Annotated in this window: 12 protein-coding genes and 2 pseudogenes; 11 read left to right on the forward strand and 3 right to left on the reverse strand. The window is 65.3% G+C overall.

The window, feature by feature from the left end; translation table 11 throughout:
* The first annotated feature begins 12 nt into the window (after positions 1-12).
* The 8 genes from OIE67_RS30045 to OIE67_RS30080 all read left to right on the forward strand — a co-directional run bounded on the left by OIE67_RS30045 (position 13) and on the right by OIE67_RS30080 (position 6321).
* Complete coding sequence (locus OIE67_RS30045) at positions 13-1212, forward strand: cytochrome P450 (protein WP_326626718.1); 1200 nt, start codon at positions 13-15, stop codon at positions 1210-1212.
* Between the two features lie 107 nt (positions 1213-1319).
* Positions 1320-2660, forward strand: coding sequence for a serine hydrolase domain-containing protein (locus OIE67_RS30050; RefSeq protein WP_326626720.1), 1341 nt, complete (start codon positions 1320-1322; stop codon positions 2658-2660).
* 69 nt (positions 2661-2729) lie between these two features.
* The gene (locus OIE67_RS30055) at positions 2730-2993 is read left to right on the forward strand and encodes a DUF1707 SHOCT-like domain-containing protein (RefSeq protein ID WP_326626722.1); all 264 of its coding nucleotides are present in this window, start codon (positions 2730-2732) and stop codon (positions 2991-2993) included.
* Positions 2978-3244, forward strand: coding sequence for a hypothetical protein (locus tag OIE67_RS30060; protein WP_326626724.1), 267 nt, complete (start codon positions 2978-2980; stop codon positions 3242-3244). The genes OIE67_RS30055 and OIE67_RS30060 overlap by 16 nt, the downstream gene beginning before the upstream one ends.
* Positions 3232-4521 (forward strand): IS256 family transposase, encoded by a 1290-nt coding sequence (locus OIE67_RS30065; protein ID WP_326626726.1) that lies wholly within the window; start codon positions 3232-3234, stop codon positions 4519-4521. Before OIE67_RS30060 ends, OIE67_RS30065 begins: the two co-directional genes overlap by 13 nt.
* Positions 4522-4569: 48 nt before the next feature.
* Complete coding sequence (locus OIE67_RS30070) at positions 4570-4893, forward strand: hypothetical protein (protein ID WP_326626728.1); 324 nt, start codon at positions 4570-4572, stop codon at positions 4891-4893.
* 96 nt (positions 4894-4989) lie between these two features.
* Positions 4990-5598 carry a NucA/NucB deoxyribonuclease domain-containing protein gene (locus tag OIE67_RS30075; RefSeq protein WP_326626730.1) on the forward strand — a complete coding sequence of 203 codons (609 nt, stop codon included), beginning with the start codon at positions 4990-4992 and terminating at the stop codon, positions 5596-5598.
* A gap of 120 nt (positions 5599-5718) precedes the next feature.
* Positions 5719-6321, forward strand: a complete 603-nt coding sequence (locus OIE67_RS30080) for a hypothetical protein (RefSeq protein ID WP_326626732.1) — start codon at positions 5719-5721, stop codon at positions 6319-6321.
* A 178-nt stretch (positions 6322-6499) separates the two neighbouring features.
* Here OIE67_RS30080 and OIE67_RS30085 read toward each other — a convergent pair whose 3' ends face one another.
* Together OIE67_RS30085 and OIE67_RS30090 are read right to left on the reverse strand one after the other, a co-directional pair.
* On the reverse strand, positions 6500-7561 hold the full coding sequence (locus OIE67_RS30085) for an integrase core domain-containing protein (RefSeq protein WP_326626734.1): 1062 nt from the start codon (positions 7559-7561) through the stop codon (positions 6500-6502).
* A 923-nt stretch (positions 7562-8484) separates the two neighbouring features.
* Positions 8485-9060 (reverse strand): annotated as a pseudogene (locus tag OIE67_RS30090) (transposase); the annotation flags it as partial.
* Positions 9061-9291: 231 nt separating this feature from the next.
* Here OIE67_RS30090 and OIE67_RS55550 point away from each other — a divergent pair.
* The 3 genes and pseudogenes from OIE67_RS55550 to OIE67_RS30100 all read left to right on the forward strand — a co-directional run.
* Positions 9292-9405, forward strand: a pseudogene (locus OIE67_RS55550) (helix-turn-helix domain-containing protein); the annotation flags it as partial.
* Between the two features lie 24 nt (positions 9406-9429).
* Positions 9430-9693, forward strand: coding sequence for a winged helix-turn-helix domain-containing protein (locus OIE67_RS30095; protein WP_326645519.1), 264 nt, complete (start codon positions 9430-9432; stop codon positions 9691-9693).
* Positions 9694-9702: 9 nt separating this feature from the next.
* Positions 9703-10125, forward strand: coding sequence for a transposase (locus OIE67_RS30100; protein WP_326626735.1), 423 nt, complete (start codon positions 9703-9705; stop codon positions 10123-10125).
* A 1497-nt stretch (positions 10126-11622) separates the two neighbouring features.
* Here OIE67_RS30100 and OIE67_RS30105 read toward each other — a convergent pair.
* Complete coding sequence (locus tag OIE67_RS30105; protein WP_326626737.1) at positions 11623-12462, reverse strand: PhzF family phenazine biosynthesis protein; 840 nt, start codon at positions 12460-12462, stop codon at positions 11623-11625.
* Positions 12463-12596 lie beyond the last annotated feature (134 nt).

Raw genomic sequence — 12596 nt, forward strand, 5'->3', positions numbered from 1 at the left:
AAGGGACAGACCATGACCCACACCCTCCCCTCGATGCCCACCAGCCGCCCCTCCGGCTGCCCCTTCGACCCGCCCAAGGAGCTGGTCGACGCCCGGGAGCAGAGCCCGATCAGCCGTTTCGCCTTCCCCGACGGCCACCAGGGCTGGGTGGTCACCGGCTACGACCTGACCCGCTCGATCCTGGCCGACCCCCGCTTCAGCTCCCGCCGGGAGCTCATGCGCCACCACCCGGTCATCGACTACGGCGACATCGAGGTGCCCCCGGCGCCGCCCGGCGAGTTCCTGCTGATGGACGAGCCGCAACACGGCCGCTACCGCAAGCCGCTGGTCGGCAAGTTCACCGTCCGCCGGATGCGGCTGCTCACCGAGCGGGTCGGGCAGATCACCGCCGAGCACCTGGACGCCATGGATAAGGCCGGGCCGACCGTGGACCTGGTGACGGCGTTCGCCAAGCCGATCCCGGCCATCGTGATCTGCGAGCTGCTCGGCGTGCCGTACGAGGACCGGGGTTTCTTCCAGGACAACATCGACAAGTTCCTCGGCGGCGAGGCCAGCGACGAGGAGGTGGGCATCGCCTACGTCGCAGTCCAGCAGTACCTCGCCGAGCTGGTCGCCGCCAAGCGCGCCAACCCCACCGACGACGTGCTCAGCGACCTGCTCGACAGCGACCTCACCGACGAGGAGCTGCAGGGCATGGCCCTGATCCTGCTGTCGGCCGGCTTCGACACCACCGCCAACATGCTCGCCCTGGGCACCTTCGCCCTGCTGCAGAACCCCGACCAGCTGGCCGCGCTACGCGCCGACCCGTCGCTCACCGACCAGGCGGTGGAGGAACTGCTGCGTTACCTGACGGTCGCCAAGCAGTTCTTCCGGGTCGCGCTGGAGGACGTCGAGGTGGGCGGCCATGCCATCACCGCCGGTTCGACGGTCGTCCTGGCCCTGAACACCGCCAACCGCGACCCCGCCCGCTTCACCGACCCCCACACCCTCGACATCCACCGGCAGGACGGCGGCCACCTGGCCTTCAGCCACGGCATCCACCAGTGCCTGGGCCAGCAGCTCGCCCGCGTCGAGATGCGCGTGGCCTTCCCGGCCCTGCTCAACCGCTTCCCGACTCTTCGCCTGGCCGTACCGGCTGAACAGGTCGCCCTGCGCCCGGAGATCGCCGACATCTACGGCGTCAAGAGCCTCCCGGTCACCTGGGACGCGTAACCACGAACCGGACGTGGACGGCTCAGTCGCCAGAGCCGCGAAGCCGGCGCTTGCACCGTCACACCAGATGATCCCGAAATCTCGGACCAATCGAGAGGAATGACATCATGCCCAGCGGAACACCCGAGCAGGGGAACATCGGCCGCCGGACCGTGCTGAAGGGCGTGCTGGGCGCCGGCGCGCTCGTCGGCACGCACGCCGCCCTCACCGGCCCCGCCAGCGCCTCCGTGGACGACGGCGAGCGCGGCGTCGAGCACGGCTGGGGAAAGGTCGCCGACGCGTTCCGCAAGAACTTCCAGAATCCTGGCGAGGTCGGCGCGGCGTGCAGCGTCTACGTCGGCGGCCGCCCCGTCGTCAACCTGTGGGGCGGCCTGGCCGATCGCGAGGCGCGGCGGCCATGGCGCAGGAACACCATCGTCCAGGTCGCCTCCACCACGAAGGGCGCCACCGCCATCTGCGCCCACCTGCTGGTCCAGCGCGGCCTGCTGGACCTGGACGCCCCGGTGGCGCGCTACTGGCCGGAGTTCGCCGCCGCCGGCAAGGAGCAGATCCCGGTGCGCTGGTTACTGTCGCACCAGGCCGGCCTGCCGATCGTGGACGGGCCGCTGACGTTCGAGCAGGCGTGCGCCTGGCACCCAGTCATCCGCGAGCTCGAGGCGCAGAAGCCGTTGTGGCAGCCGGGCACCGAGCACGTCTACCACAGCGTCACTTACGGGTTCCTGGTTGGCGAGGTCGTTCGCCGGATCACCGGCAAGTCGCTTGGCACCTTCTTCGCCGAGGAGGTGGCCGCCCCGCTCGGGCTGAGCGCCTGGATCGGGCTGCCGGAGAAGCAGGAGAAGCGGGTGGCCCGGCTGCACGAGGCAGCCCCGTTCAGCTACGAGGAACTGCTGGCCGGGCTGATCGCGACCACCGGCCTCGACGCGGACACGGTCACCGCCTGGGTGAACGCCGTGTGGGCGCCGGGCTCGGTTCAGGCCCGCGCCGGCGAGCTCGGTGGTGCCCTGACCACTCCCGGCTATCACCTCACGCGTGCCTGGCGCGCGGCCGAGTTCCCGGCCGCGAACATGCTCGCCGACGCCCGTTCGGTGGCGCGCATGTACGCCGCCACGGTCAGCAACGTGAATGGGCTACGGCTGCTCAACCCAGCGACCGTGGAGCGGATGACGGACGTGCAGACCGACGCGACGCGGATGCATGGGCTGCCGCCCGGCCTGAACATTCCGGCCGACCGCTCGTTCTGGATGTCGCTCGGCTTCTGGCGGGCCTGCCAGCCGATGCCGATGACTGGGCCTGCGTCGTTCGGGCACCCGGGCTCCGGCGGCTCGATCGGCTTCGCCGATCCTAACGCCGGTGTCGGCTTCGCCTACGTCACGAACCTTTGGAATTACCGGCCGGACGACCCGCGCGCGGCAAACCTGGCCACGGCCGTCCGCGCCTGCCTCGGCTGACGGCGGCCCGGTCGAGATCGGGCATAGCCGGCCCGAGGTACCGCTCCGGGTCGGCGGAAGGAGAACCTGATGACGCAAGCGTTCCCCGTGCGGGGTCTGGAGAAGACTTCCCCGCGTGCGCTGCGCGCGTCCGACGCGGACCGCGACCGGGTCACCGAGCTGCCGCGCGCCGCCGTCGCCGACGGCCGGCTCGACCCGGTCGAGTTCGACGAGCGGTTGGACGCGGCGCTGACCGCCCGCACCCTCGACGCCCTGGCGCCGCTCGTCACCGACTTGATCCCGGTGCCCGGCTGGCGCTACGCATCGCGTGGTGCGAGGTGCTGCTGGACCTGACCAGCGCCGCGCACAGCGCGCCCGAGCTGGTCATCGAACTACGGGTGAGCGGCGGCAACGTAGAACTGGTGCTCGCGCCCGGCATGGTGGTGGACGCCAATGAGCTTTCGGTACGGCACAGCACACTGGCGATCAGTGGGGACACCGAGATCGCCGGGAAAGGGGTGTACCTTCCCGGTGATCATGTGATTCCACCAAGCAAGACCGACGCGCCAACGTCGGCCGGAAAGGCACACCCGTGCTCACCGTAGTCCCTGATCCCGCCAGCGGCGACCGCGCCGGCACCACCCCCGCCCCGACGCCGGCGCTCATCGACGAGCTGGTCCGCGAAGGTGCCCGCCGGATGCTCGCCGAAGCGCTCAAGGCCGAGGTCGACGCCTACATCGCCGCTTTCGCCGACGAGCGCGACGAGGCCGGCCGCCGCCTGGTCGTGCGCAACGGCCACCACCAGCCCCGCACCGTGCTGACCAGCGCGGGCGCGATCGAGGTCCAGGCCCCTCGGGTCAACGACAAGCGCATCGACGAGGCCACCGGCGAGCGGCACCGGTTCTCCTCGGCGATCCTGCCGCCGTGGTGCCGCAAGAGCCCGGCCATCACCGAGGTGCTCCCATTGCTCTACCTGCACGGCCTGTCCACCGGCGACTTCGTCCCGGCGCTGGGCCAGTTCCTCGGTACCGGCCACGGCCTGTCGGCGCCGGTCATCACCAAGCTCACCGAGCAGTGGAAGACCGAACAACGCGCCTTCGCCGCCCGCGACCTGTCGAATGTCGACTACGTCTACCTGTGGGCCGATGGAATCCACGTCAACATCCGGCCGGAGGAGCACAAACTCTGCCTGCTGGTGCTGATCGGGGTGCGCGCCGACGGCCGCAAGGAACTCGTCGCGCTGACCGACGGCTACCGCGAATCGACCGAATCCTGGGCGGACCTGCTGCGTGATTGCGCCCGACGCGGCATGCGCGCCCCGGTGCTCGCCATCGGCGACGGCACGCTCGGTTTCTGGTCGGCGCTGTCGGAGGTGTTCCCGCAGGCCAGAGCACAGCGCTGCTGGTTTCACAAGATCGCTAACGTGCTCGGGGCGCTCCCGAAGTCGGCCCACCCGGGCGCGAAGAAGGCGCTGGCCGAGATCTGGAACGCCGAGGGCAAGGACCACGCCCTGGCCGCGGTCGCCGCCTTCGAGGCCGTCTACGGCGCCAAGTTTCCCAAGGCGGTCGCCAAGGTCACCGACGATGTCGAGGAACTGCTGGCCTTCTACGACTACCCGGCCGAGCACTGGCGGCATCTGCGCACCACCAACCCGATCGAGTCGACGTTCGCCACCGTCCGGCACCGCACCAAGGTCACCAAGGGCCCTGGCTCCCGCGCCGCCGGCCTGGCCATGGCCTTCAAGCTGATCGAGTCCGCCCAGTCCCGCTGGCGCGCGGTCAACGGCGCCCACCTGGTCGCCCTGGTCCGCGCCGGAGCGGTCTTCATTGACGACAATCTCGTCGAACGCCCCGCTGAATCACCCGTCCCGACAGCCGCCTAGGAACTCACAATCCACAGGTCTTGACTATTGCTCCGAGGGCTCCAGCAGATGAACATCGGCTTCGACCTCACTGTGTCGTCATCGACTTCTTCCCGGTGCGAGGTCGACGGGAACAGCGATCACCTCAAGTCGATCTCGAGCTGGGAGTCGACGAGTCATGTCACCGTCATGGTCCGGGGCTATGCCGGGGCGGACAAGAAGAACGCGGTGTGCACCATCAAGCCGCTCATCACATCGATCGGGGGCGTCGGCTACATAGGACGTCTATGGTCACAGGATGTTCTCGATCGGGAGGGAAAGCGCGTCGGCGTCTACCGGAACGGGGACCCGCCCCCCGCGGTCAGCACCGTGTGGGCTCCTAACTTCCGCTGAGACTGGCAGACGCTGGGGAAGTCCGACAACGCCAACGACGGTGTCCCTGACCACACCGGAGGATGCATCAACACCCGAGCCAATCGGGTCTGGACCATGTCCAAGAAGGCGAGTCCCAATTTCGTCGACGTCATCGAGCACATCGAAGACGCGATGGACCCCTCCGAGAACATCAAGACCTACCCGCCCTTGCGGCAGGGTGACACCACGGCATCGCGAGACCCCGAATATCCGCCGGCGAAAGAAAAGGCTGGCACCCTGCTGTCGAAGGCAATTCCCGGCAACTGGGAGGCGGCGCCGAACACGCCGGCAGGCAAGCCACTGCACCGAGGCACTGCGAAGGACGAAGAAGACAACCGCGCGATTTTCTCCAAGCATCAGTTCTGGTCCGACTACGGCGACCCGGACAAGCAGAAGTTCTGGCGCGCATCAAGGACGACCAACTACTGCAAATACTATGAACACGATGAGAAGTTCAAGGACAACTACACCGGCGTCTACGACTGCGACGAGTATCCGTACGCGACCACCAAGCAAGGAGCGGCGAAGGACAGGTTGAATTACTCAGTGCGGGGCATCGATCTCCACCGGAACCGCAGCAACGGCGGCCATCTAACAAGCTTCTACGCCCAGTATCGCCTCACGCCTGACGAGGTCGGCGACAATGCGGAGGACAGTCCGTTCTGGATGATGGTCGTGGATTAGCCGTATTTAATCCGCTGCTGTGCACTGTATATCGATGTGTGGTTGCCGGGCTACGGGTCCGACAACCACACGTTCCCTTCCTCAAATACCTGCCAAGTTGGCGGAGAATGCGATGGCGACATGACCGGGCTGCTGCCCACGGAGAGTCAATGGAATCTCCTGCAGGAATTTGGGCTGAGCAGTTGGTTCGTCGGGATGTGGATCAAGGGCGACGACAAAGAGGAGTTGGCACGGCTGCTGCGGGTGGACCCTCGTTCGCGCTTGGAGTGCGGCTTCGCCGAAGCGATGACCAGACACATGCTCTCCATGGACGACCAGATCATCTGGATGGGTCCCCATGCGCCCGGTTGGACACATGTCCTCTGGCTCAGCGCCTTTCATACGACTGCGGAGGCGAAAGCGCTCGGCTCTGGAGGACGACGGCTGCTCACCGTGTTCTACAACGGAGGGCTGGGTGAGCTCGACCATCTGTACCTCTATCAGGACGGTGCGCTCGTCAATGAAATCGATCCGCCCTACACCGGTGGCGCATCGGTCAGCGTACCCGAGTATGAAATATATGCGGAAGGACTTGAACTGGACCTCGACATGTCCAGCACACAGGAACTCCACTCCCTTCTCTGCATGGCCGGGCGGATCACCGGACGTTTTCTCGATCGAGAGTGGTTCTCCTCGAATCGGGATCTTTACCAGATCCCTCGAGAGGCCTGGAGTACGGCCTGAGCTTTGGGCCATCTGGAGCTGTGGTGCCAAATCTCCGCGCCCTTGATTCTATCGGATAATGTAGCGCTCAAGAATCACTCGTAGCATTCACCTCGATTCTTCAGTCGACGGCGTTCCGTGAGCGTGTACCGCTTCAAAACTCTTGCATGTGGTCTGAGCTGGTGTTTCTTCGGAACAGCTAGGCGGCTCGGTGGTACTCGTTGATGGCTCCGCTGAGCACCCTCCGGCGCTGAACCCGGCCTTCCAGCGGCACCACGACGTCCTCGTCTTGATCAGGTGGGCGTTGCCGGCAGGACTGGTGCGGGCGGTGCGCGTTGTAGTGCTCGACGTACTCGTTCAGGACCGAGCGAAGATGGCGTTCGTCGTAGATCAGCATGCGGTCGGTGCATTCGGCTCGGACGGTGCGGATCCAGCGTTCGGCGTAGCAGTTGGCTCGGGGCGTTCGTGGCGGTGTCTTCATCACCGTGATGCCCTGGCTGGTGAAAATCTTGCCGAAGGCGGCGGTGAACTTGGCGTCCCGGTCACGAATGAGGAACCGAAATGACCTCGCCCGGTTGCCAAGATCCATGAACAGATTCCTCGCCTGCTGAGCCGTCCAGGCGCCAGTGGGGTGAGTGGTGACGCCCAGGATGTGCACACGTCGCGCGTCCACCTCCATCACGAACAACACGTACAAGCGCTTCAGGAAGACCGTGTCGACGTGGAAGAAGTCACAGGCGAGCAGTCCCTTCGCTTGCAGCCGTAGAAACGTCCGCCAAGAAGTGTCGAAGGTTCCAGGCGCCGGACTGCGCCGGCGTGAACGCAGGATCCGCCGCACGGCCGCCGCACTGACCTGCAAACCGAGCCGAACCAGTTCACCGTGGACCCGCCGGTACCCCCACCTTGGGTTCTCACGGGCCAGGCGCAGGACCAGATCCCGGACCTCTTTGCTGGTTCCGGGACGGCCGGCGCGGCGGGGGTAGGTCCAGGAGCGTTTGATCAAACGACGATGCCAGGCCAAGAGGGTACCTGGGGTGACCAGCCGAGGCGCGCGCAGCACCGACGGCAGGACACGGGCCAAGGCCGCCAAGAACACTCCATCGGCCCAGTCCGGCCTCGGCCGCACAACCTGACGCTTCAACACCGCAACCTCATGGCGGAGCACCACGATCTCGACATCCTTGAACGCCTGGCTACGCCCCAGCAACACCAGCCAGCCGAACACCCGGATCAAGGTCAGATACAACAGACGAACCGACACGAACTGCGATCTTGCCCGTAGGGCCTGTGGAGGTCAAAACCGCAGATCAAGCACCACGCAATGAGTTATGAAGCGGTACAAGGTGAACGCGCGCCGTCGCCGGCGTGGCGACCTGACGTCCGAATAGGACAAAAGGTTGTTAAAGGGTTGTTATCCCCTAAGTGGGGTTGCTAAGGTGAAGCCCGCGGCCGGCAACCGAGTGATTAGCTCGGCGCTGACCGCGGGCCACCCCTGCTCAACAGGGTTGTTTCACACAGAAATAGACACCATCCGGGCCGCTATCCCGGTACTCAGTGTCGGTGGTAGCCGTGGCGGTTGGCATAAGCCTCCGTCACGTGCCTCCACTTGCCACCGTGCCACTCGAAGCAACGGTTCCCTTCCCACCTGTAGTGGGCGTGACGGAAACCGTGGCGACGGTGGTCGTTGTGGTGCCGGTACCTACGGTGGTCACCGTTCCGGTACCCATGGCCGCCATGGTCGCCCGAGTGGTAGGACACTGCGATGGTTTGCGCAGTCTCGCTACTGACGGCCGCAGAAGCGGGGGCAGTGGCGGCGAAGATGACGCCGCCGGCAACGGCGAGGGTGGCAGCGGTGGCCGCCAGGTGCCGTGAGATGTTCCTCATGTTCCTGTTTCTCCTCGGTCACTCGTTGTCTCCCGCGGTTCGGGTGATCAACGTTGTTGCTGTGACATGTGCTTGCAACCGAGTTTTGACCAGCTTTAGTCCGGTTAGTCCTATTTATGAGCTTGGTCACGAAACAGGGCTCTCCGGTGTGGCGCCTGGCAGCCCAAGGAAACGGAGCTCCTGCCCTGCTCAGGCGACCAGGCGTTGAGATCGCGAACTCAGTGGGTTCTTACACCTGCCGCCCACGCCGCCACCGGCCAGCCCGACCCCCGCTAGAGAGCCTGTACGGAGTTCGGATCTTCAGGCCGGTCGTAGGCTACGGAGCCACAAGATGGCTCCCCGGAGATGAAGACCGGCCAGGTAACTGTCGGGGGTCTTGTCGAACCGGAAGGCCAGCCCACGCCACTCCTTGATCCGGTTGACGCACCGTTCCACGGTGTTGCGCTCCTTGTAGAGATCCGGATCATGGCGGATCGGCCGGCCGCCGCGAGAGCCACGCTTCTTGCGGTTGGCCGCCTGGTCGGCCTTCTCCGGGATGACCGCCTTGATCCCGCGCCCGCGCAGGTAGGCGCGGTTGCCACGGGAGGAGTGCGCCTTATCGGCGGCCACCGCGCCCGGCCTGGTGCGCGGACGGCCGAGCGGCAGGCGGATCCTGATGCGCTCCAGCACCGCGCGAAACTGCGGGCCGTATCCAGCCTGACCAGGGGTGAGTTTATCTTCGCCGACCTGGCCGGATCGGTGCTGGTGCACGACCGCTACCAAAACTACGAGTGCGCACCGGCTGCGCCCTACCCACGCGTACCTCGGACACCTGAGCCGTCGACACAACCGCATGATCAACCGAATCCGCCAGCTCAACGCGGACGACCGGCCCCCCGGAACCGTCCACATCGAGATGGCGAAGCGCTGTTCGGGGCAGTCCAGCGATCGCCTCTGTCACCACACTCGCCCACAGCCGGTCACCCAGAGCGATCCCCCGACTCTTCCTTGGCCTACGGAGATTGTGGGTTTCTGGACCCATGGAATTACATAGCGTGAGATCATGAATGCATGGCGTTAAATGGACGGCGGACCACGCGATGAGCGACTGCACGCTGTGCGCATGCTGGAACGGGGAGAGTCGGCGACGATCTCGCCCGGATTCTCAACGTATCCAGAGCATCACTCTTTGCATGGCAGAGTGATTATCGCGAGTACGGCGAGGCCGGCCTGAAGACGAAGAAAACGCGCGGCCCGGAAGTCAGACTGTCAGTTGCCGGTGTCGGCCGCGTGCTACGCCAGCTCGGCATGTCACCGCAACGACCGCTCTATAAGGCCTACCAGCAGAATCCGGAATTGGTTGAGCGCTGGAAATCCGAGGAGTACCCGAAGACCGTCAAGGAGGCGAAGGATGCCGACGCCATCATCTACTTCGCAGATGAGGCGGCCATCGGCACCCACTATCACGCCGGGACGACCTGGGCGCCGGTCGGTCAGACGCCGACCGTCAAGCACACCGGAGCCAAGTAATCCGCCTTCATGGTGTCGGCCGTCAACCGGCAAGGCCACCTTCGTTTTCAGCTCTTCGACAAGGGCATCAAGGCTGAAGATTTCAAGGCCTTCTGCAAGCGACTGATGTCAGACAGTGACGGACGCCCGGTGTACCTCATCCTCGACAACAGTCGCGTCCACCGGGCCAAGCTCCTCAAGAAGTTCGCCGACGACAGCAACGGCATGCTCAAGCTGTTCTTCCTTCCGGCCTACTCGCCCGAACTCAACCCGGACGAGTGGGTCTGGAAGAACGTCAAGCACGACCATGTTGGCCGCGCGGCCGTCGATGGGATTCAGCAGGTGAAAGCCCTCATGCTCTCCGGCCTCCGGAGCCTACAGAAGACACCGGCTCTCATCCGCAGCTTCTTCCGCAACCCCAACCTCGCCTACATCGCAGCAGCCGAAGGGTAGCCCAGAAACCCATAAGCGCCTTAGATCACGAGTGATCCGCACCACAGTGCCTCGGAGACTACCGTAGGTGCAGATAGATCACCAGAAGTGATGCGCGGATCAGTGGGCACTCAATCCCTACCTTCGAGGATCCTGCGAAGGCGGCCCGCACCGCGGGCGGAAAGCCTCCCGGACGCATCCGGATTTCCTGCTGCAATATGATCATCGCAGCGCGATGGCCGGTTGACCCGGGCATCGACCCTGATGATTCCGACTTCGTCCGCAACCGTAGCCGGAGATCCTGCGGCGCTGATGCTCTGATCTCGTCCGCAACGGCCCCTGCCGGAGCCGTTGACCGTCAGCACAAGGGAGATCAGATGCGGCACTGGTTGGCAATCATCAAGGCCGCCCTCGGTCTTGCGGCTCCGATCATCGGCTTGGCCACCGCCGTCGTATCCAATCGCGCGCGTCGGCCAGCCGACTCGACACACCGACCACCGGCGCGACGGCGCCGAAACAATCCTCACAAGTAATTCCGGTTCCCAAGAGGATGTCTCGGAGTGGAGAAATAGATCATCCACTCCGAGTTCGGAGCAGCCGTTCAGTGAGCCGCTCTCCGCAATTATGCGTAGCCCTATGTACCGCAGCGCTGAACAGCCTCAGAACCTCCAAAGCCCGGTAGAGACTGCTCCGTGGCTGCTCGCCCACACTGGTCACCGGCCAGGTCGGCCAGCGACCACGCCGAACCGGGGGACAAATCACACATATTCCGATGGTCAAAGGCCCATGGTTGCTCGGGTGTACGGGGGTACAACACGTCACACGACACCACTGGCCGGCATTATGGCATGGACAATCATGACGACAACCGCATGAAATGGCACCCAATGACACTGATCGACACGGATCGAGGAGTCTCATAATCCGTGGGTCGTGGGTTCAAGTCCCACCCGCCCTACCTTTCCATCTGGCGCTCTACCTGCGGCTACCTTGATCCCGTTGAGTCCGCAGGGCGCCGGTCCCTCACGTCGGAGACCGAAGGGAGACCGCCGGTCTCGGACGCCCCCGTCACCACGACAGCCCGGGGTACCAGGGCAGCACTCGCTTCGGCCGCTTCCCGCGCCACCTCCGGCAGAACCGTCGTGTAAAGATCGGTGTCCGCGTCATCCGGAGGCCGGACGACACCGTCCCGTTCAGTCATCGAATCCTCCTGTGCGACCTGACGCCGACAGCCCGCTGATCAGAGCCCCTCCAGCGGCGGAGACCCTCACCTCGGTCGAGATCAGGCGGCCGGAGCCGGGCGGGACCACGAGCGACCCCGACTCTGCGCCACGATCGTCGACAGACGCTGGGTGCCGGGCACCGGCAGTGCACGGCGTTCGAAATGCTGGCGACCCGAGACGTCGATACCGACACCAACCAGTGGAGCCACTGGGTGGACCCTGTCAGACGGATCCATTGATGGGGTGTGGCGGGAGCCTCGAGTGTCGACCTCGGACAGCGAGCCCCGAACTGCCGTTACTGAATGGGCACCGCGGTGCCCGAGACCTTGACACGAGAATCGCCGGGAATAGTGGAACACGTCAAAAGGCTGGGCCGTCCCATGTCGACGCCCTGATGAATGGTGAGAACGGTGCCATCTTTGAGACGTCCCAGCGTACGCAGGTACCCGGTGAAGGCGGCGGCCGCGGCACCGGTGGCTGGGTCCTCGACTACGCCGCCAGGCGGAAACGGGTTGCGGGCGTGGAAGACGACGGGGGATTCAGGCCAGAAAAGGTGGATGGTAGTCCATCCCAAGTCAGTCATGATCTTGCCGAGGACATCGAAGTCGTAGTTGAGGTCGGCCAGACGACCCCGGCTGGCCGCGGCCAGGACGAGATGGTCGTTGCCGGCGGAGGCGACGTGCGCCGGGTAGTCGGGGTCCACATCGTCGGCCGACCAGCCCAGTGCGGCCAGCGCGGGCCGGGTCTCCTCCTCGGAGGCTTGACGGGTGGAGGTCGGCGGACTGGTCAAGGTGGCGATGAGACCACCGGTTGGATCCGCGGCGATCTCCACCGGGACCGGGCCCGCCTGGGTAGCGAGGTTCACGGTTCCGGGGCCGATCTGTTCGCCGAGCGCGATCGAGGCAGCGATCGTCGCATGGCCGCAGAAGGCGACCTCGCTCAGCGGACTGAAGTACTGGATCCGGTACTGGCGCTCATCCGTGGGGTGCAAGAAGGCCGTCTCGGAGTAGCCGAGTTCGGCGGCGATGGCGAGCATCTCCGCGTTTGACAACTCTCGGGCGTCCAACACCACTCCGGCGGGGTTGCCGCCGGTGGGAGTGGTAGTGAAAGCGGCGTACCTCATTACTTCAGGCATGTGGCCATCATCACGTGTGCGAGTCCGAACCGCATCGGCGACCGACCAATCCAACGGGTGTAGCTCGGGCTGAGTGAGCCTGTGAGCTGGGCGGTTGTGGTCTGGGCTGTTTGATCGCGTGACCGGTTTCTCCT

This window comes from Nonomuraea fuscirosea (genome assembly GCF_035917475.1).
Taxonomy (GTDB): Bacteria; Actinomycetota; Actinomycetes; order Streptosporangiales; family Streptosporangiaceae; genus Nonomuraea; species Nonomuraea fuscirosea.

Coding starts and splice junctions, on each gene's coding strand:
- OIE67_RS30070 (WP_326626728.1), top strand. CDS start 4,570: ATGAACATCGGCTTCGACCTCACTGTGTCGTCATCGACTTCTTCCCGG.
- OIE67_RS30080 (WP_326626732.1), top strand. CDS start 5,719: ATGACCGGGCTGCTGCCCACGGAGAGTCAATGGAATCTCCTGCAGGAA.
- OIE67_RS30075 (WP_326626730.1), top strand. CDS start 4,990: ATGTCCAAGAAGGCGAGTCCCAATTTCGTCGACGTCATCGAGCACATC.
- OIE67_RS30105 (WP_326626737.1), bottom strand. CDS start 12,462: ATGCCTGAAGTAATGAGGTACGCCGCTTTCACTACCACTCCCACCGGC.
- OIE67_RS30100 (WP_326626735.1), top strand. CDS start 9,703: ATGGTGTCGGCCGTCAACCGGCAAGGCCACCTTCGTTTTCAGCTCTTC.
- OIE67_RS30055 (WP_326626722.1), top strand. CDS start 2,730: ATGACGCAAGCGTTCCCCGTGCGGGGTCTGGAGAAGACTTCCCCGCGT.
- OIE67_RS30050 (WP_326626720.1), top strand. CDS start 1,320: ATGCCCAGCGGAACACCCGAGCAGGGGAACATCGGCCGCCGGACCGTG.
- OIE67_RS30045 (WP_326626718.1), top strand. CDS start 13: ATGACCCACACCCTCCCCTCGATGCCCACCAGCCGCCCCTCCGGCTGC.